We start from the raw sequence: 24,711 nt of genomic DNA, 5'->3' as shown, positions 1-24,711 counted from the left end.
GACAGAGTCTTGACCACACTCGAAGAGATCTCCACGCTGACCCAACCGCACCTGCCCGACGACTGGACCGAGATCGATTCGGCTGCGGTTGACACGATCCGGGTGCTCGCCGCCGACGCGGTGCAAAAAGTCGGCAACGGTCATCCGGGGACGGCGATGAGCCTGGCCCCACTGGCCTACACCCTGTTTCAGCGCACGATGCGCCACGACCCCAGCGACACCTACTGGCTGGGCCGCGACCGGTTCGTGCTGTCGGCCGGGCACAGCAGCCTGACGCTGTACATCCAGCTGTACCTCGGCGGGTTCGGTCTGGAGCTCTCGGACATCGAATCGCTGCGCACCTGGGGGTCCAAGACGCCCGGGCACCCGGAGTTCCGGCACACCAAGGGCGTTGAGATCACCACCGGCCCGCTGGGCCAGGGCCTGGCGTCGTCGGTCGGGATGGCGATGGCGTCGCGCTACGAGCGCGGCCTGTTCGATCCGGACGCCGAGCCGGGCACCAGCCCGTTCGATCACTTCATCTTCGTGATCGCCTCCGACGGGGACATCGAGGAGGGGGTGACGTCCGAGGCGTCGTCGCTGGCGGCCGTGCAGCAGCTGGGCAACCTCATCGTGTTCTACGACCACAACCAGATCTCGATCGAGGACGACACCAACATCGCGCTGTGCGAGGACACCGCGGCGCGCTACGAGGCCTACGGCTGGCACGTGCAGCGGGTCGAGGGCGGCGAGAACGTCGTCGGCATCGAGGAGGCCATCGCCAACGCCAAGGCCGTCACCGACCGGCCGTCGTTCATCGAGCTGCGCACCATCATCGGCTACCCGGCGCCCAAGCTGATGAACACCGGGAAGGCCCACGGCGCGGCCCTCGGCGACGAGGAGGTCGCGGCCGTCAAGAAGATCCTGGGCTTCGACCCCGACAAGAACTTCGAGGTGCGCGACGACGTCATCGCCCACACCCGCAAGCTGGTGGACCGGGGCAAGGAAGCTCACGAGAAGTGGCAAACCGAGTTCGACGCGTGGGCGCAGCGCGAACCCGACCGCAAGGCGCTGCTGGACCGGTTGACGGCCGAGCAGCTGCCCGACGGCTGGGACGCGGACGTCCCGGCCTGGACGCCGGAAGACAAGCCCCTGGCCACCCGCGCGGCGTCCGGCAAGGTGCTGAACGCGGTGGGCCCGAAGCTGCCCGAGTTGTGGGGCGGCTCGGCCGACCTGGCGGGCAGCAACAACACCACCATGGACAACGTCAAATCGTTTGGGCCGCCGTCGATTTCGACGAAGGATTACACCGCCGACTGGTACGGCCGCACCCTGCACTTCGGCGTTCGTGAGCACGCGATGGGCGCCATCCTGTCCGGCATCGTGCTGCACGGCCCGACCCGCGCCTACGGCGGCACGTTCCTGCAGTTCTCCGACTACATGCGCCCGGCGGTGCGGCTGGCCTCGCTGATGGACATCGACACCATCTACGTCTGGACCCACGATTCGATCGGCCTGGGCGAGGACGGCCCGACGCATCAGCCCATCGAACACCTGGCGGCGCTGCGCGCCATCCCGAACCTGTCGGTGGTGCGCCCGGCCGACGCCAACGAGACGGCCTACGCCTGGCGCACGATCCTGGCCCGCGGCAACGGCAGCGGACCGGTCGGCCTGATCCTGACCCGCCAGGGCGTCCCGGTGCTGGAGGGCACCAGCTTCGAGGGCGTCGGGCGGGGCGGTTACATCCTCGGCGACGACGGCGGCGACGAGCCCGACGTCGTGCTGATCGGCACCGGCTCCGAGGTTCAGCTCGCGGTCGAGGCGCGAAACCTGTTGGCCGACAGGGACATCGTCGCCCGCGTGGTGTCGATGCCGTGCGTGGAGTGGTTCGAGTCGCAGCCCGAGGAGTACCGGGACAGCGTGCTGCCACCGTCGGTGTCGGCGCGGGTGGCCGTCGAGGCCGGGGTCGCGCAGTCCTGGCACAAGCTGGTCGGCGACACCGGCAGGATCGTGTCGATCGAGCACTACGGCGAATCGGCCGACTACAAGACGTTGTTCCGTGAATTCGGCTTTACCGCCGAAGCCGTCGCTGCCGCCGCGGAACAGGTAGTGGACAACTGAGAAAGGGTGATTCACATGGCCGGTCAGAACCCTAACCTCGCGGCGCTGAGCGCGGCGGGAGTATCGGTGTGGCTGGATGACTTGTCGCGCGAGCGGCTGCAGTCGGGCAACCTGCAGGAGCTGATCGACACCAAGAGCGTTGTCGGCGTGACCACCAACCCGTCGATCTTCCAGAAGGCGTTCGCCGAGGGCGATTCCTACAACGGTCAGATCGCCGAGCTCGCCGAGCGCGGCGCCGACGTCGACGCCACCGTGCGCACGGTGACCACCGACGACGTGCGCAGCGCGTGCGATGTGCTGCGTCCCCAGTGGGAGGGCTCCGACGGGGTCGACGGCCGGGTGTCCATCGAGGTCGACCCGCGGCTGGCCGCCGACACCGACAAGACCGTTGCGCAGGCCGTCGAGCTGTGGAAGATCGTCGATCGGCCCAACCTGTTCATCAAGATCCCGGCGACCGAAGCCGGCATCCCGGCCATCACTTCCGTTCTGGCGGAAGGGATTTCGGTCAACGTCACGCTGATCTTCTCCGTCGAGCGGCACCGCGCGGTGATGGACGCCTACCTGGCCGGGCTGGAGAAGGCCCGCGAAGCCGGCCACGACCTGTCCAAGATCCATTCGGTGGCGTCGTTCTTCGTGTCGCGGGTGGACACCGAGGTCGACAAGCGGCTGGAGAAGATCGGATCGGAGGAGGCGCTCGGGCTGCGCGGCAAGGCCGGGGTGGCCAATGCCCGGTTGGCGTATGCCGCCTACGAGGAGGTCTTCAAGGGCGGTGATCGCTACGCGGCGCTCAAGTCCGACGGCGCGCGGGTGCAGCGCCCGCTGTGGGCCTCCACGGGCGTCAAGAACCCCGACTACTCCGACACGCTCTACGTCACCGAGCTGGTAGCGCCGAACACGGTCAACACCATGCCGGAGAAGACGATTGACGCCGTCGCCGATCACGGCGACATCAAGGGCGACACTGTCACCGGCACCGCTTCGGCCGCTCAGGAGGTGTTCGACAAGCTGGCCGGCGTCGGCGTCGACCTGACCGATGTCTTCATCGTCCTGGAGAAAGAGGGCGTGGACAAGTTCGTGGAGTCCTGGTCGGAGCTGCTGGAAGAGACACAGAAGCAACTGGACTCCAACGGCAAATGACGCCTGCGAACTCGAAAGCGGGCCCTCGGGGGGGCGCCACGCCGTGGCGGAACCCGTTGCGGGACAAGCAGGACAAGCGTCTGCCCAGGATCGCCGGCCCGTGCGGCATGGTGATCTTCGGCGTCACCGGCGACCTGGCCCGTAAGAAGGTGATGCCGGCGATCTACGACCTCGCCAATCGCGGGCTGCTGCCGCCGACCTTCTCGCTGGTGGGCTTCGCCCGCCGGGACTGGCAGACCCAGGACTTCCGCAAGGTGGTCTACCAGGCCGTCAAGGAGCACTGCCGCACGCCGTTCCGGGAGGAGAACTGGGAGCGGCTGGCCGAGGGATTCCGTTTCGTGCCGGGCGCTTTCGACGACGACGAGGCGTTCGCCCGGCTCGCCGAGACGCTGGAGAAGCTCGACGCCGAGCGCGGCACCGGCGGCAACCACGCCTTCTACCTGGCGATCCCACCGAACGCCTTCCCGGTGGTGTGCGAGCAGCTGCACAAGTCCGGTCTGGCCCGGCCGCAGGGCGACCGGTGGAGCCGGGTGGTCATCGAAAAGCCGTTCGGCCACGACCTGGATAGCGCCCGCGAGCTGAACAAAACCGTCAACGCCGTCTTCCCGGAGGAGGCGGTGTTCCGCATCGACCACTACCTGGGCAAGGAGACGGTCCGCAACATCCTGGCGCTGCGATTCGCCAACCAGTTGTTCGACCCGATCTGGAACGCCCACTACGTCGACCACGTGCAGATCACCATGGCCGAGGACATCGGGCTGGGCGGCCGGGCCGGCTACTACGACGGCATCGGCGCCGCCCGCGACGTCATCCAGAACCACCTGATGCAGCTGCTGGCGCTGACCGCGATGGAGGAGCCGGTGAGCTTCAATCCGGCTGCGCTGCAGACCGAGAAGATCAAGGTGCTCTCGGCGACGCAGCTCGCCGAACCGCTCGACGAGACCACCAGCCGCGGCCAGTACACCGGCGGCTGGCAGGGCGGCGAGAAGGTCGTCGGGCTGCTGGACGAGGAGGGGTTTTCCAAAGACTCCACCACCGAGACGTTCGCCGCGATCACGCTCGAGGTCGACACCCGCCGCTGGGCGGGCGTGCCGTTCTACTTGCGCACCGGAAAACGCCTGGGCCGCAGGGTGACCGAGATCGCCCTGATCTTCAAGCGCGCGCCGCACCTGCCGTTCGACGCCACGATGACCGACGAGCTGGGCGCCAACGCCATGGTCATCCGCGTGCAGCCCGACGAGGGCACAACGCTGCGGTTCGGCTCCAAGGTGCCGGGCACCGCGATGGAGGTCCGCGACGTCAACATGGACTTCTCTTACGGCTCGGCATTCGCCGAGGAATCACCGGAGGCCTATGAGCAGCTGATCCTCGACGTGCTGCTGGGCGAGCCGTCGCTGTTCCCGGTGAACGAAGAGGTCGAATTGGCCTGGGAGATACTGGATCCCGTGCTGGAGAACTGGGCGTCGCACGGCAAGCCCGACCCGTACGAGGCCGGCACCTGGGGTCCGGAGTCGGCGTTCGAGATGCTGCGCCGCACGGGCCGGGAATGGCGGCGGCCATGATCCGCGCCGGCGACGATGCAGAACGCAGTGATGCTGAGGAGCGGCGCCAATGATTGTCGATCTGCCCGACACCACCACCAACGCGGTCAACAAGAAACTTGACGAGCTTCGCCAGAAGGTGGGCGCCGTCACCATGGGGCGGGTGCTGACGCTGATCATCGTGCCCGACAGCGAAGACATGCTTGAGGAATCGCTCGCCGCGGCCAACGCCGCCAGCCACGAACACCCCAGCCGGATCATCGTCACGATGCGGGGCGATCCGTACGCCGACGAAGCCCGGCTGGACGCGCAGCTGCGCGCCGGTGGCGACACCGGCGCCGGCGAGGTGGTGATCCTGACGCTGTCCGGTCCGCTGGCCGGCCACGCGTCCAGCGTGGTCATTCCCTTCCTGCTCCCCGACATCCCGGTGGTGGCGTGGTGGCCCGACATCGCCCCGGAGGTGCCCGCCCGAGACCCGCTGGGCAAGTTGGCGATCCGCCGCATCACCGACGCCACCAACGGCGTCGACCCGTTGTCGGCGATCAAGAGCCGGCTGCCCGGATACACCGCCGGCGACACCGACCTGTGCTGGGCGCGTGTCACCTATTGGCGGGCGCTGCTGACCTCCACCGTCGACCAGCCGCCCCACGAACCGATCGAGTCGGCCCTGGTGTCGGGTTTGAAGTCCGAGCCCGCCCTGGACATCATGGCGGGCTGGCTCGCCAGCCGGATCGACGGCCCGGTGCGCCGCGCGGTGGGCGACCTCAAGGTCGAGCTGACACGCAAGAGCGAGACCGTCGTCTTGAGCAGGCCGCAGGACGGCAGGACGGCCACGCTCAGCCGGACCGCCAAGCCGGACGCACTGGTTCCGTTGGCGCGCAGGGAAACCGGTGAATGCCTGGCCGAGGACCTGCGGCGGCTGGACGCCGACGAAATCTATTTTGCCGCGCTCGAAGGGATCGAGAAGGTGCAGTACGTATGAGTCCCGAAGTCGAGGTTTTTCCGGACGGCGGCGCCCTGGTCGAAGCCGCGGGCGGACGCCTGGTGGATACCATTCACTCCGCCGTGACGGCCCGGGGACGGGCGCTGATCGTGCTGACCGGCGGCGGCAACGGCATCGGGCTGCTGAGACACCTCAGAGATCAGCCGATCGACTGGTCCACCGTCCATCTGTTCTGGGGCGACGAGCGCTACGTGCCCGAGGACGACGACGAGCGCAACGACAAGCAGGCGCGGGAAGCCCTGCTCGATCACATCGACATCCCGTCGAGCCAAGTGCACGCGATGCCCGCCAGCGACGGCGAGTTCGGCGCCGATCTCGCCGCCGCGGCGCTGGCCTACGAGCAGTTGCTGGCCGCCAACGCCGAAACCGGCGAGCCGGTGCCCAACTTCGACGTCCACCTGCTGGGGATGGGGCCCGAGGGCCACATCAACTCGCTGTTCCCCGACACGCCCGCAGTGCGGGAGACGACGCGCATGGTGCTTCCCGTCGAGGACTCCCCCAAGCCGCCGCCGCAGCGAATCACGTTGACGCTGCCCGCGATCCAGCGCTCGCGCGAGGTGTGGCTGATGGTGTCCGGGGCGGGCAAGGCCGAGGCGGCGGCGGCCGCCATCGGCGGCGCCGCGCCGGCGTCGGTGCCCGCGGCCGGAGCCATCGGGCGCGAGACCACGCTCTGGCTGCTCGACCGAGAGGCCGCGTCCAAGCTTCCCGGCTGAGGCGTCGGAGTCATAATTCAGTCATGGCAGACAGAACCGTGCGCGGTGGGTCCGAGCGAAGCCGGATCAAGACCCTCACCCAGGCCGCCCTGAACGCCGACAAGACCGTCGAACAGGTCGAGGACGTCCTCGACGGCCTGAGCAGGACGATGACGGAGCTCAACAGCTCGCTGTCGAACCTGAACGCCACCGTGGAGCGCATGGAGGCTGGGCTGGATCACCTGGACGGGACCCTGGCCAGCCTCGACGATCTGGCCAAGCGGCTGATCGTGTTGGTCGAGCCGGTGGAGGCCATCGTGCAGCGGATCGACGACATGGTGAAGGTGGGCGAGACGATGATGTCGCCGCTGTCGATGACCGAGCACGCCGTGCGCGGCATGCTGGACCGGTTGCGCAACCGCTAGCCCTACATCTTGGTGGATCGGGCCATGACGAAGCTGTACAGGCCGTACGTGATGATTCCCGCGCCGGCCGCGATCAACAACGCCGCCCCGTAGGGCTGCGCGCCGAGGGTTTTCAGCGCCCCGTCGAGCCCGGTGGCCCTCTTCGGTTCCGAGCGGCAGGCGGCGACGACGATCAGCGCCCCGGTGACGGCGATCACCGTGCCCTTTGCGACATAGCCGGCCGCGCCGAGCCGTCGCACCAGGCCACCCGACTTGCCCTTGAGGTCTCCGACGAAGTTGCGGCTCGCGCCCTTGTAGACGTGATAGGCGCCGATGCCGACGATGATCACGCCGCACGCGATCAGCGCAAGGGTGCCGGCGGTGGTCTGCATCAGGCGGGCGCTGATGCTCGAATTCTGTTGATCGGCCGGCCTTCCCGCACCCCGCGCGAACCCGAAAGCCGAATAGGCGAACGCGAGATAGACCGCGGCCAGTCCGAAGGCCTTCGCCCGGTCCCACACGCTTGACGACGCGTCCTCGGATTTGCGGTCGTAGGACCGGCCGAGGGCCGTCTCGACGAGCCGCCAGAGGCCCATCGTCAGCAGGGCGGCCGCGGCGACCCAGAGCGCGACCGGACCGCCCGGTTTGGCCGCGAGCGTCGCCAGCGCACCGGTCTGATCGGCCGTGCCGCCGTCGCCGAAGGCCATCCGGAAGGCGAGGTAGCCGACGATCAGGTGCAGCAGCCCGTTGACGACATACCCGGCCCGGGCGAGTCGTTCGAAGACGGTGTTCTGCGCCACCTGTGCCGGTTCCATTCCACGTGGATGCCCGTCATCCGCTGTTGCGTAACGCGCTCGCCAAGCCGTTCATCGTCAGCAGGATGCCGCGCTGCACCAATTCGTCGTCGTCGCCGGATCGATAGCGGCGCAGCAACTCGACCTGGAGGTGGTTCAGCGGCTCCAGGTATGGGAAGCGGTTGAACACCGACCGGGCCAGCGCCGGGTTGTCGGCGAGCAGGTCGTCGTGGCCGGTGACGAGCTTGTGCATGGCGATGGTGCGCCGGTGCTCGTCGACGATCTTGTCGAACACCCGGCGCCGCAACGATTCGTCGGCCACCAGTTCGGAGTAGCGGGCCGCCAGGCCCAGGTCGCTCTTGGCGAGCACCTGCGCCATGTTCGACAGCACGCTGCGGAAGAACGGCCACCGCTCGTACAGCTCGTGCAGGACCTTCACCCGCTCGCCTTCGCTTTCCGGGCCGGCCGCGATCCACTCCTCGAACGCCGATCCGGTGCCGTACCAGCCCGGCAGCATCACCCGCGACTGCGTCCAGGCCAGCACCCACGGGATGGCGCGCAGGTCGGAGATGGATTCGGTGGGCTTACGCGAGGTCGGCCTGCTGCCGATGTTCAGCGACCCGATCTCGCTGACCGGGGTGGATGCCTTGAAGTAGTCGACGAAACCCGGTGTGTCGTGGACCAATTCGGCGTAAGCCCGGTGCGCCAGGGCCGCCACCTCGTCGAGCACCGCGTAGGCCGGCTCCGCGGCCTCGCCCAGGCCCTCGACGTCCAGCAGCGTCGATTCCAGCGTGGCCGCCACCAGGCTCTCCAGGTTGCGCCGCGCCAGTTGCGGTTCGGCGTACTTGGCGGCGATCACCTCGCCCTGCTCGGTGAGCCGCAGCGACCCGTTCACCGCCCCCGGCGGCTGCGCCAGGATCGCCTGGTAGCTGGGGCCGCCGCCGCGGCCGACGGTGCCGCCGCGACCGTGGAAGAGCCGCAACCGGATACCGGTCTTGCGGGCCACCTCGACGAGGGTCAACTCGGCCCGGTAGACGGCCCAGTTGGCGGCCAGGTAGCCGCCGTCCTTGTTGGAGTCGGAGTAGCCGAGCATGACCTCCTGGCATCCGCCGCGGGCGTCGACCAGCGACCGGTACAGCGGAAGGTCGAGCATCGCCTGCAAGATCGACGCCCCGTTGTGCAGGTCGTCGATCGTCTCGAACAGCGGTGAAATGCCCACGGGGCAATAGGTTTCCGGACCCGAGGCGTCCAGCAGGCCGGCCTCCTTGAGCAGGATCGCGGCCTCCAGCACGTCCGACACCGACTGGCACATCGAGATGACGTAGTTGGGCACCGCCGCCGGGCCGTAACGCTCGACCGCGCGGGCCGCCGCCGCGACGACGCCCAGCTCGCCGCGGGCCAGCTCGGACAATTGGGCGGTGCGGTCGCCGACCAGCGGGCGCCGGATGGCGAGCTCCCCGGCCAGCAGCCCGACGCGTTCGTCCTCGGCCAACGAGCCGTAGTCCGGGTGCACCCCGGCCCAGGCCAGCAGCTCTCCGACCACCTGCTCGTGCACGTCGGAGTTCTGCCGCATGTCCAGACCCGACAGGTGAAACCCGAAGACGTGCACGCTTTCTCGCAGCCGGGCCAGCCGATCGTCGGCCAGCAGACCGGCGCCGTGCGTGCGCAGCGAGGCGTCGACCACGTCCAGGTCGGCCCGCAGTTCGCCCGGCGCGCAGTACGCCTGCAGGCCCAGGTCGAGTTCGTGCTGCGGTCGGCGGTCCAGGATCTCGGCGGCCGTCGCGGTGAGCCGGCCCCGGATCACCCGCAGCGCCCGCCGGTAGGGTTCGTCGGCACGAGCCTTGTCGTCACAGCCCTCGGCGAGCGCGGTCAACCCGGCGGTGACCGTGATCAGTCGCGCCGACATGGACAGCTCCTGTTCCAGCTCGGTGAGCTCGGCCAGGTAATGCGCCAGCGCGGTGAACGCGGCGCTGCCGGTCGCGCGCCGCACGACGTCACCGGTCACGTTCGGGTTCCCGTCGCGGTCACCGCCGATCCACGAGCCGGGTTGCAGGATGGGCGCCGCGAGCAGGTCGGCGTCAGGCCAGCGGGTGCGCAGCGCGCCGCGCACCTCGGCGTTGACCTGCGGGATCACCTTGAACAGCGCGGCCGGGTAATAGCGCAGGCCGACCTCGATCTCGTCGGTGATCTGCAGCCGCGACAGGCGGATCAGCGCGGTCTGCCACAGCGTGAGCACCTGGCGGCGCAACTCGAGCTCGACGTTGCGGCCGTGATCGGTCTCGGTGTGCCCGGCGGCGTGCAGCCGCATCAACTCGGTGATCCGGTGCTGGGTGACGAACACGGTGCGCCGGCGGGTCTCGGTGGGATGGGCGGTGATCACCGGCGACACCAGGGCGCCCCGCAGGGCGTTGGCCACCGTCGCCGAATCCAGCTCGGCCAGATCCAGTTTCGCGTAGGTCGCGGCCAGGGTGCTGTCCTGCGGGGGCTCGCCGGCGGCCACGTGAATCTTCCGCCGGCGCTCGCGGTGGATGTCCTCGGCGACGTTGGCCAGCAGCGCAAAGTGGCTGAACGCCCGGATGATCGGGATCGCCAGGTGGATGTCGATGCCGTCGAACATCCGCGTCATCTCCGCCCGGTCGATCTCGGAGCGCCGCACCCGGAAGGACGCCACCCGCGCGCGTTCGACCAAATCGAACACCTCGTCACCGTTCTGCTCTCGCACGGTGTCGCCGAGGATCGTGCCCAGCAGCCGGATGTCGGCGCGCATCGGCTCGGTCGCCTCCCTGCCCACCCGGGTGCGCTGGACGGCGCCGATCGGTTCCAGCGCGGTGTCGGGACCCTCAGCCATGCGTCCAGTATCGGTGCGAAACACGTCGTGCGCCCGCCGAGGCGGCGCATGCTACGACGGCGGCCCGGCCCGCGTCGGTGGCGCTTGCGAAAGCTAGACGGTCCCGGGCCGAACTTTTACGGAATCTCTACGGCTCTCGGCGGTCGCGTGCGCGGATTCGCCACTACGCTCCTACCGTGTCGTCACCGACTTCGCTGGTCAAGCGCCTGATCGTGGGTCGGCCTTTTCGCAGCGACCGACTGCACCACACGCTGTTGCCCAAGCGAATCGCCTTGGCGATCTTCGCGAGCGACCCGTTGTCCTCCGTGGCTTACGCCACACAAGAGATCCTGTTGATCCTGACCCTCGGCGGCCTCAGCTACCTGTACCTGACACCGTGGATCGCCGCCGCGGTGGTGCTGCTGCTCGCCGTCGTGGTGTTGTCCTACCGGCAGGTGGTGCAGGCCTATCCCAGCGGTGGCGGGTCGTACGAGGTCGCCTCCCGGAACCTGGGGCCGCGCGCGGGGCTGGTGGTGGCGGCTGCGCTGCTGGTGGACTACGTCATGACGGTGGCGGTGTCCGTCGCGGCGGGGGTGGACAACATCATTTCCGCTGTGCCCGAACTGAATCCGTACCGGGTGGCGGTCAACTTGGGGTTCATCCTGGTGTTGACCGCGATGAACCTCCGTGGCGTCCGCGAGTCCGGCCGGGCCTTCGCCGTGCCGACCTACGCCTTCGTCGCCGGCGTGCTGCTGATGATCGTCATCGGCGTGGTTCGCACTCTTCTCGGCGACGCGCCGCAGGCCGAGAGCGCACACTACGGCATCCACGCCGAGCAGTCGGGCCTCACCCTGCTCGCGATCGCCCTGCTGGCGCTGCGCGCGTTTTCGTCCGGGTGCACCGCGCTCACGGGCGTGGAGGCGATCTCCAACGGGGTGCCGGCGTTCCGGAAACCCAAGGCGCTCAACGCCGCACGGACGATGTCCGCGATGGGAGCGCTGGCGATCACGATGTTTGTCGGCGTGACCGCGCTGGCGTTGATCGCGCACACGCGTGTCGTGGAAAACACCTGCGATCTCGTCGGGTTTCACGGCGATTGCAACCGGGACCCGCAGCGCACGGTGATCGCGCAGATCTCCGCCGCGGTGTTCGGCAACAACAGCGTGATGTTCTACTACCTGCAGGCCGCGACGGCGCTGATCCTGATCCTCGCCGCCAACACCGCCTACAACGGATTTCCGCTCCTGGGCTCGATCCTCGCGCAGGATCGTTACCTGCCGCGGCAACTGCACACCCGCGGTGACCGGCTCGCGTTTTCCAACGGCATCCTTCTGCTCGCCGCGATCGCCGGCGGGCTGATCTACGCGTTCGATGGTTCGACGACCCGGCTGATCCAGCTCTACATCCTGGGCGTGTTCACCTCTTTCACGTTGTGCCAGACGGGCATGGTGTGGCATTGGAACCGCGCACTGCGCGACGCCGACACCCGAGCGCAACGGCTCAAGGTCTACCGCGCGCGGGCCATCAACGCGTTCGGCGCCTGCCTCACCGGTGTCGTCCTGGTCGTGGTGATGGTGACCAAATTCACCCATGGCGCCTATCTGGTGGTGATCGCGATCCCGGTGCTGTGCCTGCTGATGACGGGCATCCGACGGCATTACGCCGCCGTGGGCTCGGAGCTGCGCATCGAGGACGAAGACGAGCAGGTCCGGCCGAGCCGGGTGCATGCGATCGTGCTGGTCTCGAGTTGGCACAAGCCGACCCTGCGCGCGGTCATGTTCGCCCGGGCGACCAATCCCGACACGCTCACCGCGTTGACGGTGAAGGTCGACGAACCCGATACCACGGCGTTGGTCGAGGATTGGGAGAACCTGAGCGTCGACGTACCGCTGAAGGTCATCGAATCGCCCTATCGCGAGATCACCCGACCCGTCGTCGACTACATCAAGCGGCTGCGCAACGGCGCGCCCCGGGACGTCATCAACGTGTACATCCCCGAATACGTCGTCGGCCGTTGGTGGGAGAACCTGTTGCACAACCAGAGCTCGTGGCGGCTCAAGGGGCGCCTGCTCTTCGAGCCGGGCGTCATGGTCACCAGCGTGCCGTGGCAACTGCGTTCGTCCGAGCGCCGGGATCTGTCCCGCATCGAATATCGGGCCGGCGACGTCCGCAGCGGGATCGACCGCGCCGCGTCGAGCGAAGCGCGCGCGGCCAGCGGGGTCAGCGGTACTTGATCAGCAGGGCCATGCCGATGATGCACACCAGCCAGATGCCCACGATGAACACCGTCAGCCGGTCGAGGTTCTTCTCCACCACCGTCGACCCGGACAGGCTCGACTGCACGCCGCCGCCGAACAGCGTCGACAGGCCGCCACCCTTGGCGCGGTGCAGCAACACCAGCAACACCACCAGGATGCTGGTGACCACCAGGGTGATCTGCAGAGCCAATTGCATGGGGGCAAGCCTACCGGGGCCGCCGCGCCGTCACGGGAGCGGCCCGCCGGCGGCGATGGCGGCCAGCGTCGCGAACTGCTCGCCGTCCAGCGACGCGCCGCCGACCAGGGCGCCGTCGATGTCGGCCTGCGCGACGATGTCGCCGATGTTCTTGGCGTTCACCGAGCCGCCGTAGAGCACCCGCACGGCGTCGGCGACCTCCGGCGGCGCCAGCGAGGCCAACTCCTTCCGGACCGCCGCGCACACCTCTTGAGCATCGGACGCGCTGGCCACCCGCCCGGTTCCGATCGCCCAGACCGGCTCGTAGGCGACGACGACCTTGCCGAGCTGCTCGGCCGCCAGGCCCGCCAGCGAGCCGCGTAGCTGCTCCTCGCAGTGCGGCACGTGATTGCCGGCTTCCCGGACGTCGAGGTGTTCGCCGATGCACACGATCGGGGTGAGCTCGTGCTTGAGCGCGGCGGCCGCCTTGGCGGCCACCAGCGCGTCGTCCTCGTGGTGGTACGTGCGCCGCTCGGAGTGCCCGACCACGACGAAGCTGCAGCCGAGCTTGGCGAGGAAGGCGCCGCTGATGTCACCGGTGTAGGCGCCCGAGTCGTGCGGCGACAGGTCCTGGGCGCCGTAGGTCAGCCGCAACTTGTCGCCGTCCACCAGGGTCTGCACGCTGCGCAGGTCGGTGAACGGCGGGAGCACCGTGACGTCGACCTTGTCGTAGTACTTGTCCGGCAGCGCGAACGCGACCTTTTGCACCAGCGCGATGGCCTCGAAGTGATTGAGGTTCATCTTCCAGTTGCCGGCGATCAGTGGCTTGCGGCTCACGAGTCTCCTTCGCTTGGCTCAACTTGGCTTCAAGAAGGCTGCGGCCGGCCCAGCACCTCGATGCCCGGCAGCGTCTTGCCCTCCAGGTACTCCAGCGACGCGCCGCCGCCGGTGGAGATGTGCGAAAAGTCACCCTCGGGGATGCCGAGCGCGCGCACCGCGGCCGCGGAGTCCCCGCCGCCCACCACGCTGAACGCGCCCTTGCGCGTCGCCTCGGCGATCGCCTGGGCGATGCCCCTGGTCCCCGCGGCGAAGGCCGGGAACTCGAACACGCCCATCGGGCCGTTCCAGAAGATGGTTTGCGCGTTGGACAGCAGGGCCGCGAACCGCCGGACCGATTCGGGGCCGATGTCGAGGCCCATCCTGTCTTGCGGAATCCGGTCAGCCGCCACGGTTTTGGGTGGCGAGTCGGCGTCGAACTTCTCCGCCACGACGATGTCCACCGGTACGTGCAGCACGTCGGCGTGCGTCTCGCACAACCTGTGACAGGTGTCGACCATCTCGTTCTCGAGCAGCGAGGTGCCCACCGAAAGACCCTGTGCGGCAAGGAAAGTGAAGCACATGCCGCCGCCGATAACGATGCTGTCGGCCTTCGTCGCCAGCGACTCGATCACGCCGAGCTTGTCGGACACCTTCGACCCGCCGAGCACCACCGCGTAGGGGCGCTTGGTCGAGCTGGTCAGCTGCTCCAGCACCCGGATCTCCTCGGCCACCAGCGTGCCGGCGTAGTGCGGCAGCAGGGTAGCCACGTCGTACACCGAAGCCTGCTTGCGGTGCACCACCCCGAAGCCGTCGGAGACGAAAGCGCCGTCGGGCGAGACCAATTCGGCCAGTTGCCGGGCCAGCGCCAACCGCTCGCCGTCGTCCTTGCTGGTCTCTCGCGGATCGAAGCGGATGTTCTCCAGCAGCAGGATGTCGCCGTCGGTCAGCCCCTCGGCACGGGCCAGCGCGTCACCTCCGACGACATCGCCGGCCAGCTGGACGTGCCGGCCGAGCTGGTCGCCGAGCGCCGCGGCGACCGGCGCCAGCGAGAACTTCGGGTCGGGCCCGTTCTTGGGACGGCCGAGGTGCGCGGTGACCACGACCTTGGCGCCGGCCTCGAGAAGCGCCCGCAACGTCGGCACGGACGCGCTGATGCGGCCGGCGTCGGTGATGGCGCCGTCCTCGTCGAGGGGGACGTTCAGGTCGGAGCGCACCAGCACGCCGCGGCCCGAAACCCCTTCGGCCAGAAGGTCCTCCAGGCTTGGTACAGACACGATTACAGCGACTTGCCGACCAGCGCGACCAGGTCGATGAGGCGGTTGGAGTAGCCCCATTCGTTGTCGTACCAGGACACCACCTTGGCCTGGTTGTCGATCACCTTGGTCAGCCCGGAGTCAAAGATCGAGCTGTGCGGGTCGGTGACGATGTCACTGGACACGATCGGTGCGTCGTAGTACTTCAGGATGCCCTTGAGCCGTCCCTCGGCGGCGGCCTTGAACGCGGCGTTGATGTCCTCGGCGCCGGCGGCTTTGGACAACTCGACGGTGAGGTCGGTCACCGAACCGGTGGGGATCGGCACCCGCAGCGCATACCCGTCCAGCTTGCCCTTGAGCTCGGGCATCACCAGCCCGATCGCCTTGGCCGCCCCCGTGGAGGTCGGCACGATGTTCAGCGCCGCCGCCCGCGCCCTGCGCAGGTCCTTGTGCGGGCCGTCCTGCAGATTCTGGTCCTGGGTATAGGCGTGAACGGTGGTCATCAGGCCCTTGACGATGCCGAACTCGTCCTGCAACACCTTGGTCACCGGCGCCAGGCAGTTGGTCGTGCAGGAGGCGTTGGAGATGATGTTCTGGCTGCCGTCGTACTTGTCGTCGTTGACGCCCAGCACGATGGTGATGTCGGGATCGGTGGCCGGCGCGGAGATGATCACCTTCTTGGCGCCGGCGTCCAGGTGCCCCTTGGCCTTGGCCGCGTTGGTGAACAACCCCGTGGACTCCACGACGACGTCGACGCCGAGGTCGCTCCACGGCATGGCCGCCGGACCCTCGCGCACCTCGAGCGCCTTGATCCTGGTGGCGCCGACCACGATGGTGTCCTCGCCCTCCAGCGTGACGTCGTAGGGCAGGCGGCCCAATATCGAGTCGAACTTCAGCAAATGCGCCAGCGTGGCGTTGTCGGTGATGTCATTGACCGCCACCACCTCGATATCGGCCCCCGGACTGCCCAAGCCCTGCTCCTGCTGAGCCAGAAGGGCCCGGTAAAAGTTGCGTCCGATTCGACCGAAGCCGTTGATCCCTACTCGGACAGTCACTGGTCTCTCCCTGTCGTCTGATGTCTTCGTGAGTCCGCTGATTACGCGCTCGTCGTCAGCCTAGATCAGCAGGAAGCGCCGCCGCGCGCCGGTAACAGCGCGGGCTCCTGCACCGCCCCTGGCCAGGTTCACTCGGCTGCGGTCACCGGAGCGTGTCTCCTTTGTATCGGTTCGATAAGCCCCCGAATCGTCGCGTGTCCAATAGCGACGGCAAGCCATACATTCGACACGGCCGCGGTGTGGCTGTGCGGTCACGCTGCCGGATTTGATTGCGAATGCTTAAGGAGTCGAGGTTGATGACGGGCTTTGATCGGTTCAACATCACGGTTGGCGCCATCGCCGGGCTGTGCGGGGCCGCTATAGCGTTGAGCCCGGATGTGGCGGCCGCCCCGCTCAAAACCGGTGGCTACGCGTGCATCCAGGGACAGTCGGGCGAGGCGGGCGCGCCCGCAGCGCACGGCCCGGCGGCCGCCGGTGGACCGCTGGTCGCGGGCGCGCCGGGAGCGGTCGGACCCGCGGCGGGCGGAACGGCGGCCGGCGCACCCGCGGCCGGCGGACCGGCACCGGCCGCCACGGTCTGCACGAGTAGCGCCCCGCTCACTGACATGTCCGGTGTTCCGGTGGTCGCGCCCGGGCCGGTTCCGGTGGTGCCGGCCGGTGCTCCGCTGATCGCGCTCGGGCCGCCGGTGCCTGCCGCCGCGCCCGTGCCCGTCGGCGCGCCGGTGCCCGTGGGTGCGCCGGTGCCCGTGGGTGCCCCGGTTCCGGTGGGTGCGCCGGTTCCGGTCGGCGCCCCCATCCCCGTGGGTGCGCCCGTTCCGATAGGTGCGCCGATTCCCGTGGGTGCGCCGATCCCCGTGGGTGCGCCGGTGCCGGTCGTCCCGGTCGGCGCTCCGCTGATCGCGCTGGCCGGTGGTCCCGTCGAGGGCGCGGCGCCGGCCGCTGCTCCCATCATCGACATGGCCGGGACCGGTAAGGGCGACCCGGTCGCCGCGCCGCCGGCCGGGGGTCCCGCGCCCGGCCAGCCGATCGCACCCGGCCCCGCGCACTGAGGTCGGTTCCGCGCCTGACGGACCCGCTGGTTAGCTACAGCGGGTCCGTTTCGTATGCGGGGGTCCGGCAACGCGCGCATTCGCACGTCAGCTGGGCGGAGCCTCCCAGAGCAGCGGCGGCTTCTGCCGTTGCGGGTCCGGTTGTGGGGCCGGCTGTTGGCGGTCCTCGACGATCACCGGATCCCCGACGTGGACGGTGTTGAAGTACCACTCCGCGTCCTCGGGGCTCAGGCTGATGCAGCCGTGGCTGACATTCTCCAGTCCCATCGCGTTGACGGCCCACGGGGCCGAATGGACGAAGAGGCCGCGGCCGGTGATGCGGACGGCGTAGTCCACCGGAATCCGGTAACCGTCGGGATCGTCGACGGGGATACCGACGCTGCTCGAGTCCATGATCACCGTGCGTTCCTTGGACAGGACGGTGTAGGAGCCGACCGGCGTCGGGTACTCCGGCCTGCCCATCGAGGCAGGCAGCACGCCCGCTTCACCCCAGTGGGGCCGGTGGTGCGGCGCCGGCAGCGACGGCGGCGGTCCCGAGTCGACCCCGTCGATGCTCACCCTGAACGTGTGATCGGCGATGTTGGCGACGCCGAGGACGGTGGGCCCCGTCTGAAATTGCGTGGCCACGCCGCCCACCGAGAGCGCCACCGTGCTGTGCGCCGGCCAGTACCGGTCGGGAACCCACCGCACCACGTCGTCGTCGAGCCATTCGTACCTGCCGGTCATCGGGGGCGCCGATGCGACGTGGACGGCGCGCTCGGCGGCATGCCGGTTGGCGACCGGCGCGCTGAAGGTCACGACCACGGGGTGCGCCACCCCCACCACGGAGCCCCGCGCGGGCAATATCGACGCGATGGCCGAGCCGTACGGCCGGCTCGCCGCGGTGAAGCGGATGTCGGCGGGCCCCGCAGCCACGCTGGCAGCGATCCCGACGACGGCAAGCGCACACCGAACAACCGCCCGCATGGCTCACATTCCCTTTCAACTGACACAGTTGTAATAGGGATGCTAAACGTGCCGTGACCAGCGGAAGGGCAAGGGCGCGTACGTAATTGGTCAAATCTCTGTCACGGTTTGGCCACGGCGAGCCGCCACAGCCGATCGACCGTCAACGGGCGGCGCGCTGCGTGGCGGTGTGGACGGGGAACTCGTCACCGGGCTCGGGCCACGGCTGGCGGGTCAGCATGTCCGCGACCTCGACGTAGCCCGCCTCGATCAGCCCGGCCTTGGCGTCCAGGATGCGGTACCACTGCCGTTGGATGTGGATCGGTTGGCCCTCGAGCACGATGACGCGGACGTCCCCGTCGGCGAATCCGCAGCGCCGCTGCACCGCCTCGAGCAGCTGCTCGTTGTGCAGGTGGCCTTCGCCGAAGTTCCATCCGACCAGGGGCCCGGCGACGATCTCCCCCTCGCGGATGCTGTAGTCGGCCTCGTTGTCGATCGCGCGCGGCAGCAATCCGTTGAGCGCGCGGCCGTGAGTGTGCATCGCGCGAAAGGCGGCCGTCTTGTCGCTCATGATCTCGGCGGTGTTCGCGTCGTAGAGCTTGGCCAGCTGATTCACCACCAGCGCAGAGCTCTTCACGACACTTGCCTCGATCCTGTCCTCGGCGCCCGCGCGGAAGCACCACACACTCGTGGCCCAGTTCCCCGCGTAGTAGCGCATCGCCGGGAGGAACGAAATCTTCTGCGGGAACAGGTTTCCCGCGATAGGCACCACGGCGAGCGCGACGATCAGAATGGCGAGCAGCAGCGGCGAGGAAAGGTCGACGGCGTGGATCCCGCCGTAGTGACCGAACAGGTAGAACAGCGAGAAGATGAAGAACACGTTCCACTCCAACGGCACGCCCATCGGGAGGTTGGACAGGATGTTGAGGTGGAAGATCACCATGAACGCGATCAGGAACCACCGCCACGGGTGCCCGTCGGCGATGAACACCAGGATCCCGGGGACCAGGAATTCGGCCGTGGTGCCGCCGACGTGCGCCATCACCTTGGGCAACCACGACGGCCGCAGGTCGTGGACCGGGTCGAGGTACAGGGCGTGCTTGAGCGGGTTGAACAGCCTGCTCCGCAGCAGCGCGTTGTTGCTCGTCATCACCGACACGACGTAGGGGAAATGGTGGTTGAGCTTGGAAGTCGCCGCGCCCCACCACAACCCGAGCATGATGATCTTGAATGCCGCGATCTGGTCGGCGAACGGGAAGAAGAACACGATCAGCTTCAGCCAGTAGTGCTCGCCGCGGGCGGCGAGGAAGATGGTCTTGTCGCGCAGACCCAACACCGCCAGCGCGACGATCGTCGGCGCGACCCGGACGGGGTCGATCAGCGGGCCGGGCGACAGCAACGCCCACACCCCGCCGCCCAGCACAACGGCATAGAGGACGACGTCGACGACCGTGCGGGTGTCGCCGCCGGTGAACGGCACCTTGCCCGGCCAGGGCGGCAGCCGAATCGTATTGGGCCGCAACCAGTAGAGGAATCCGCCGACCGGCGGCATGAACCGCCCGGTCAGCGGGCCCGACCCGCACCCGAAGCCGAGAACCTCGAACAGCAGCGTGAAGACGACGAACTTCTGATACACGATCGGCTGCGCCCACCAGTCGCCGATGCGGCCCAGCCCACCCAGCCCCGGGGTGAGCGAGATGATCGCGGCGGGCACCGCGACGTACAGGGCGATCTTGAGCAGGTACAGCAGGTACACCGCGGACGGGGTGCCGAAGCCGTGTTCCGCCCAATGCCGGGTCACCACCTGCAGTCGCGTTGCCCGTGGCAACGCCCGCCAGGTGTCGGGGTCGACGTCCGGGAGCTCCGGTGACATGAATCCCATGGGCGGCCTCATTCCCGTCGGAGGTGAAACCAGCTGGCGGATACAATCTATCGGCAGCGCTGCACCCGACGGTATGGGTCAATGAGAATCGCTGCCGCGCAACCTGATCGGGGCGCCGACGGCCCCGGCGCTACCGGGATGCGGGCCGCGCCCGATGCGGGAATCGCCGCTGCAGGTTTTCCAGCAGGTCGTCCAGGGTTCGGCGATCCTGCTCTTCGGCCCGCGCCATGCGCCGAAGGCTGCCGGCGCCCTCCGCGTCCCCGGCGGCTTCGGCGGTCACGATCGCCTTCTGGTACTCACCGAGCCGGTGGTCGATGTGGCGGCGGCTCTGGGCGAGCAACCGGCGGAAGTAGTCGGCCTGGCGGTGGTCCGCCGTCTCGACCGCCGCAGGCGACATGACATCGCGGGCGGGTCGGTTGATGGTCACCGAAGGCATGGCCCCTCCTTGACGGACATTGACGGGGCCTGGGCGGACCGCGCTGCTGCGGGGCCTGCCCCCGCGTCGGTCCCGAACACCGCTCGAACCGTGCCCAGCAGCCAAGCGGGTGCCGCGCTCGTCGGACAAACCGGCGACGTCCATTTCGGCCCTTTCAGCTGGCAGTTGGGTGTTTGGCGAGAGGTAACAATAACCCCCCGATCGCACCGGCGCCATAGGCCCCGGACGCAATACAGGCCAGAAAACGAACGTTTCCCCAACACCGCATCGTGAATTGGCCTCCCCCCGTTCCGACCGGCACCATCTGCCCGGGCAGTGGATACCTCCGCGGTAGGTTGGCCCAAACCCGCCTTGGGTACTAAATCGGGCAAAACATCACGCCGGCGGCCCCCGCCTCGGTCGTTACCATCGAGGGACTCGACGGGGCGATGCTGCCCCGCCGGAGCCACAAGGAGACATGTGAGCGACAGCGACAGCCCAGACATCGAGGACATCGACAAGTTCGACCCCGGTCTGACCCGGCGCCTGATGGGCGTGATGCGCCCGTTTTTGAAGACGTACTTCCGGTCCGAGGTGCACGGCCTGAATTCATTCCCGCCGGGCGGCGCGCTGGTGGTCGGCAACCACTCCGGCGGCATGTTCCCCATGGACGTCCCGATCTTCAGCGTTCACTTCTACGAGAAATTCGGCTACGACAGGCCGGTCTACACGCTCAGCCACGACATCCTCATGACCGGCCCCACGGCCTCGCTCTTTCGGCGCACCGGTTACATCCGGGCGAACCGGGAGAACGCCGCCAAGGCCCTGCGGTCCGGCGGCGTGGTGGTCGTGTTTCCCGGCGGCGATTACGACGCCTACCGTCCGACGCTCTCGGAGAACGTCATCGACTTCAACGGCCGCAAGGGATACGTCAGCACGGCCATCGAGGCCGGGGTGCCCATCGTCCCCGCGGTGTCCATCGGCGGTCAGGAGACCCAGCTCTACTTGACCCGCGGCACCTGGCTGGCCGAACGGCTGGGCGTCAAGCGCTTGCTGCGCAGCGCAATTCTGCCGGTGTCGTTCGGCTTCCCGTTCGGGCTGAGCGCCGTCGTCCCGCCCAACGTGCCGCTGCCCACCAAGATCGTCACGCGGGTGCTGGAACCCATCGACATCGCCGCGCGGTTCGGTGACGACCCCGACGTCGACGAGGTCGACGAGCACGTGCGGTCGGTGATGCAGCAGGCCCTCACCGAGCTCGCCGCCAAGCGACGCTTCCCGATCCTGGGCTGAGCCGTGGCATCCCCCATCAATCAGGCGCTCGGGGTACTGGGCACCCTGTGGCGCGCAGGGATGATCGCGCCGATGCGCCCCGACCGCTACCTGAAAATGGCCGCCGCCATGCGCCGCGAGGGCCTGGGCATGACCGTGGGCTTCGCCAGCGCGGCGGCGCGCTGCCCGGACCGTCCCGGCTTCATCGACGAACTCGGCACGCTGACCTGGCGGCAGCTCGACGAGCGGATCAACGCCTTCGGCGCGGCGCTGCAGGGCCTGCCCTCGGGCCAACCGAAGGTCGTCGGGGTCATGTGCCGCAACCACCGCGGCTTCGTCGAGGCCGTGGTGGCCGCCGCGCGGATCGGCTCCGATGTGGTGCTGCTCAACACGTCGTTCGCCGGGCCGGCGCTGGCCGACGTGGTCAATCGCGAAGGCGTCGACGCCGTGGTCTACGACGAGGAGTTCACCGAGACGGTGGACCGCGCGCTGGCCGACAAGCCGGACGCGACCCGCATCTTGGCGTGGACCGACGGCGGGGCGCGCGAGCCGACGGTCGAGCGGCTCATCGCCGATCACGCCGGCCAACGGCCGCACCGCACCGCACGCAAGGGCAGGATGATCCTGCTGACCTCCGGCACCACCGGAACGCCCAAGGGCGCCAACCAAACTGGCGGCAACGCCGGGGTCGGCACCCTCAAGGCGATCCTGGACCGCACGCCGTGGCGGGCGGAAGAGACCGTCGTGATCGTGGCGCCGATGTTCCACGCGTGGGGCTTTTCCCAGTTGATCTTCGCCGCGTCGATGGCGTGCACCGTGGTGACCCGGCGCAAATTCGACCCCGAGGCCACCCTGGACCTCATCGACCGCCACCGGGCGGCGGGCCTGGCCGTGGTGCCGGTGATGTTCGACCGCATCATGGAGCTGCCCGCCGAGGTGCGAAACCGGTACGACTGCAAGTCATTGCGGTTCGCCGCGGCGTCCGGCTCGCGGATGCGCCCCGACGTCGTCATCGCGTTCATGGACCAGTACGGCGACGTGATCTACAACAACTACAACGCCACCGAGGCCGGCATGATCGCCACCGCCACCCCGGCGGACCTGCGGGCGGCGCCCGACACCGCGGGCCGGCCCGCCGAGGGAACCGAAATCCGCATCCTGGACCCCGAATTCAACGAGCTGCCCACCGGCGAGGTCGGCACCATCTACGTGCGCAACGACACCCAGTTCGAGGGCTACACGTCCGGCACCACCAAAGACTTCCACGACGGCTTCATGTCGTCGGGTGACGTCGGGTACCTCGACGACGCCGGGCGGCTGTTCGTGGTCGGCCGCGACGACGAGATGATCGTGTCCGGCGGCGAGAACGTCTACCCGATCGAGGTGGAGAAGACGCTGGCGGCGCATCCTGACGTGGCGGAGGCCGCGGTGATCGGCGTGGACGACGAGCATTACGGCCAGCGGCTGGCGGCCTTCGTGGTGCTGGCCCCGGGCGCGGACGCCACCACCGACACGCTCAAGCAGCACGTCCGGGACAACCTCGCCAACTACAAGGTCCCCCGCGAGATCGCCGTCCTCGACGAGCTGCCCCGCGGCAGCACCGGCAAGATCCTCCGCAACGAGTTGCAGGCCCGGGTCGGCGGCTGATGCGATTCAACTTCAGGCAGCCGAGGCCGCTGGCGCGCGCCGCACTGGAATTGGCCAACGCCGCCAACGGATTACGCCCGCTGGCCCGCAAGGGGTACAGCACCGTGCTGGTGTTCTGGTTCGGCTGGCCGACTTCGGAGGTGCCGGGGGTCTACTTTTCCGCCTCGCTGGTGGACGCGCTGCGACGGGGGCGTCGTGGCGACTTCGCCGGGCGGCGCGGCAAGGCGGCGCTGGCGATGACGGCCGCGTCCTGGGCCATCCTGGGGGTGATCCGCTATCGCGGCATCACCACGCCGGGCCCGGTGCTGGAGGCCGGCCTGCGCGAGCAGTTGGGGCACGACTACACCGAGGCGCTGGAGGCGCTGCCGCAGACGAAGCCCACCCGCAGCGGTCGGCGCAGCCTGCCGCTGGGCAACACCGTGGCGCGCCGGCGCTATGTCGAGAAGACGAACGTGGTGTCCTACGGCCCACACGGGCGCGCCAACCTGGCCGACATCTGGCGGCGCCGCGACCTGCCGCGCGACGGTAAGGCGCCGGTGCTGCTGCAGGTCCCCGGCGGCGCCTGGGTGATCGGGATGCGCCGTCCCCAGGCCTACCCGCTGATGAGCCACCTGGCCGCCCGCGGCTGGGTGTGCGTGTCGATCGGCTACCGGGTGTCCCCCGTGCACACCTGGCCCGACCACATCGTCGACGTCAAGCGGGCGCTGGCCTGGGTCAAGGAGAACATCGCCCGCTTCGGCGGCGACCCGAACTTCGTCGCGATCACGGGCGGCTCGGCCGGCGGCCACCTGTCCGCGCTGGCGGCGCTGACCCCCAACGACCCCAAATTCCAGCCGGGCTTCGAGGAGGCCGACACCTCGGTGACCGCCGCGGTTCCGGTGTACGGGCGCTACGACTGGTTCTCCACCCAGGGCGAGGGTCGTCCCGAGTTCGTCGGGCTGCTCGAAAAGTTCGTCGTCAAGCGGAAATTCGCCACGCACCGGCACATCTACCACGACGCGTCGCCGATCCGCGAGCTCAGGGCCGACGCCCCGCCGTTTTTCGTGCTGCACGGCCGCGACGACTCGCTGATCCCCGTCGGGGAGGCGCAGGAGTTCGTCGAGGAATTGCGCGCGGTGTCGAAGTCCCCGGTCGCGTACGCCGAATTGCCGCACGCCCAACACGCTTTCGACATCTTCAGTTCCCCGCGGGCGCACCGCTCCGCCGAGGCCGTCGGGCGCTTCCTGTCGTGGGTGTACGCGACGAACCCGCCCGAACGCGACTAGGACTTCATCCGCCGAGCGTGGGTGATATGGACGAAAATTTCGGGAAAGCCGTGCATAACCCCCACGCTCGGCGCGGTGGGAGGCCGAGTCCCACGCGGTGATCACCTAGGGCCATAAGTCACATCTTTAGGGGCTTTCGCCTGCATCGATGTTCGCATCGCAGAGGCGAAACTATAACGTG

The 24,711-nt window shown here is 68.7% G+C and carries 20 protein-coding genes; 11 read left to right on the top strand and 9 right to left on the bottom strand.

All coding sequences use genetic code 11. The annotated features are described in order from the left end of the window. The first annotated feature begins 9 nt into the window (after positions 1-9). The 6 genes from tkt to A5696_RS16180 are packed head-to-tail and all read left to right on the top strand — an operon-like array spanning position 10 to position 6,898. Positions 10-2,100, top strand: coding sequence for a transketolase (gene tkt / locus A5696_RS16205; RefSeq protein ID WP_067880873.1), 2,091 nt, complete (start codon positions 10-12; stop codon positions 2,098-2,100). A 15-nt stretch (positions 2,101-2,115) separates the two neighbouring features. Further along, on the top strand, positions 2,116-3,237 hold the full coding sequence (gene tal / locus A5696_RS16200; protein ID WP_067880870.1) for a transaldolase: 1,122 nt from the start codon (positions 2,116-2,118) through the stop codon (positions 3,235-3,237). After that, positions 3,234-4,799, top strand: a complete 1,566-nt coding sequence (zwf, locus tag A5696_RS16195) for a glucose-6-phosphate dehydrogenase (RefSeq protein ID WP_067880867.1) — start codon at positions 3,234-3,236, stop codon at positions 4,797-4,799. The genes tal and zwf overlap by 4 nt, the downstream gene beginning before the upstream one ends. Positions 4,800-4,848: 49 nt before the next feature. Next, positions 4,849-5,760 (top strand): glucose-6-phosphate dehydrogenase assembly protein OpcA, encoded by a 912-nt coding sequence (gene opcA / locus A5696_RS16190; RefSeq protein ID WP_067880864.1) that lies wholly within the window; start codon positions 4,849-4,851, stop codon positions 5,758-5,760. Then, the gene (gene pgl, locus A5696_RS16185) at positions 5,757-6,494 is read left to right on the top strand and encodes a 6-phosphogluconolactonase (protein WP_067880862.1); all 738 of its coding nucleotides are present in this window, start codon (positions 5,757-5,759) and stop codon (positions 6,492-6,494) included. The genes opcA and pgl overlap by 4 nt, the downstream gene beginning before the upstream one ends. Before the next feature lie 23 nt (positions 6,495-6,517). Next, a complete protein-coding gene (locus A5696_RS16180) occupies positions 6,518-6,898 on the top strand; it encodes an ATPase (RefSeq protein ID WP_067880859.1) in 381 nt (126 codons plus the stop codon). A 2-nt stretch (positions 6,899-6,900) separates the two neighbouring features. Here A5696_RS16180 and A5696_RS16175 read toward each other — a convergent pair whose 3' ends face one another. Continuing rightward, on the bottom strand, positions 6,901-7,692 hold the full coding sequence (locus A5696_RS16175) for a DUF1206 domain-containing protein (protein ID WP_067880856.1): 792 nt from the start codon (positions 7,690-7,692) through the stop codon (positions 6,901-6,903). Positions 7,693-7,708: 16 nt separating this feature from the next. Next, complete coding sequence (gene ppc / locus A5696_RS16170) at positions 7,709-10,519, bottom strand: phosphoenolpyruvate carboxylase (protein ID WP_067880853.1); 2,811 nt, start codon at positions 10,517-10,519, stop codon at positions 7,709-7,711. A 176-nt stretch (positions 10,520-10,695) separates the two neighbouring features. Between ppc and A5696_RS16165 the strand changes: the two genes are divergently transcribed. After that, positions 10,696-12,732, top strand: coding sequence for an APC family permease (locus tag A5696_RS16165; RefSeq protein ID WP_067880850.1), 2,037 nt, complete (start codon positions 10,696-10,698; stop codon positions 12,730-12,732). Here the strand turns inward: A5696_RS16165 and secG are convergent. Genes secG through gap form a run of 4 tightly spaced genes read right to left on the bottom strand, consistent with a single transcriptional unit; the run spans position 12,719 to position 16,058 of the window. Beyond that, positions 12,719-12,952, bottom strand: coding sequence for a preprotein translocase subunit SecG (gene secG, locus A5696_RS16160; protein ID WP_066929551.1), 234 nt, complete (start codon positions 12,950-12,952; stop codon positions 12,719-12,721). The two genes, A5696_RS16165 and secG, sit on opposite strands and share 14 nt — an antisense overlap. 30 nt (positions 12,953-12,982) lie before the next feature. Further along, positions 12,983-13,768 (bottom strand): triose-phosphate isomerase, encoded by a 786-nt coding sequence (gene tpiA / locus A5696_RS16155; protein WP_067880847.1) that lies wholly within the window; start codon positions 13,766-13,768, stop codon positions 12,983-12,985. Positions 13,769-13,797: 29 nt separating this feature from the next. Next, on the bottom strand, positions 13,798-15,024 hold the full coding sequence (gene pgk / locus A5696_RS16150) for a phosphoglycerate kinase (RefSeq protein ID WP_067880844.1): 1,227 nt from the start codon (positions 15,022-15,024) through the stop codon (positions 13,798-13,800). 2 nt (positions 15,025-15,026) lie between these two features. After that, positions 15,027-16,058, bottom strand: coding sequence for a type I glyceraldehyde-3-phosphate dehydrogenase (gap, locus tag A5696_RS16145; RefSeq protein WP_067880841.1), 1,032 nt, complete (start codon positions 16,056-16,058; stop codon positions 15,027-15,029). 296 nt (positions 16,059-16,354) lie between these two features. On the opposite strand from gap, the gene A5696_RS16140 reads away from it, so the two are divergent. Next, positions 16,355-17,107 carry a beta-xylosidase gene (locus tag A5696_RS16140; protein WP_067880838.1) on the top strand — a complete coding sequence of 251 codons (753 nt, stop codon included), beginning with the start codon at positions 16,355-16,357 and terminating at the stop codon, positions 17,105-17,107. Between the two features lie 87 nt (positions 17,108-17,194). On the opposite strand, the gene A5696_RS16135 is transcribed toward A5696_RS16140, so the two are convergent. From A5696_RS16135 to A5696_RS16125, 3 genes are all read right to left on the bottom strand, one after another. Beyond that, the gene (locus tag A5696_RS16135; protein ID WP_082969034.1) at positions 17,195-18,073 is read right to left on the bottom strand and encodes a L,D-transpeptidase family protein; all 879 of its coding nucleotides are present in this window, start codon (positions 18,071-18,073) and stop codon (positions 17,195-17,197) included. Positions 18,074-18,215: 142 nt separating this feature from the next. Then, positions 18,216-19,934 carry a DUF3556 domain-containing protein gene (locus A5696_RS16130; protein WP_067880835.1) on the bottom strand — a complete coding sequence of 573 codons (1,719 nt, stop codon included), beginning with the start codon at positions 19,932-19,934 and terminating at the stop codon, positions 18,216-18,218. Positions 19,935-20,064: 130 nt separating this feature from the next. After that, a complete protein-coding gene (locus A5696_RS16125; RefSeq protein WP_231964345.1) occupies positions 20,065-20,370 on the bottom strand; it encodes a hypothetical protein in 306 nt (101 codons plus the stop codon). A 459-nt stretch (positions 20,371-20,829) separates the two neighbouring features. Here A5696_RS16125 and A5696_RS16120 point away from each other — a divergent pair, with 459 nt between their 5' ends. Genes A5696_RS16120 through A5696_RS16110 form a run of 3 tightly spaced genes read left to right on the top strand, consistent with a single transcriptional unit; the run spans position 20,830 to position 24,530 of the window. Continuing rightward, positions 20,830-21,639 carry a 1-acyl-sn-glycerol-3-phosphate acyltransferase gene (locus A5696_RS16120; RefSeq protein WP_067880829.1) on the top strand — a complete coding sequence of 270 codons (810 nt, stop codon included), beginning with the start codon at positions 20,830-20,832 and terminating at the stop codon, positions 21,637-21,639. A 3-nt stretch (positions 21,640-21,642) separates the two neighbouring features. Then, positions 21,643-23,265, top strand: coding sequence for an acyl-CoA ligase FadD12 (fadD12, locus tag A5696_RS16115; RefSeq protein WP_067880826.1), 1,623 nt, complete (start codon positions 21,643-21,645; stop codon positions 23,263-23,265). Further along, positions 23,265-24,530: an alpha/beta hydrolase gene (locus A5696_RS16110; protein WP_067880823.1), complete on the top strand. Its 1,266-nt coding sequence runs from the start codon at positions 23,265-23,267 to the stop codon at positions 24,528-24,530. The genes fadD12 and A5696_RS16110 overlap by 1 nt, the downstream gene beginning before the upstream one ends. The last annotated feature ends 181 nt before the right edge of the window (positions 24,531-24,711 follow it).

Source organism: Mycobacterium sp. E2699, from assembly GCF_001666745.1.
Taxonomy (GTDB): Bacteria; Actinomycetota; Actinomycetes; order Mycobacteriales; family Mycobacteriaceae; genus Mycobacterium.
Note: the sequence above shows the minus strand (reverse complement) of the source record. Positions and strands in the feature narration are given on the sequence as shown.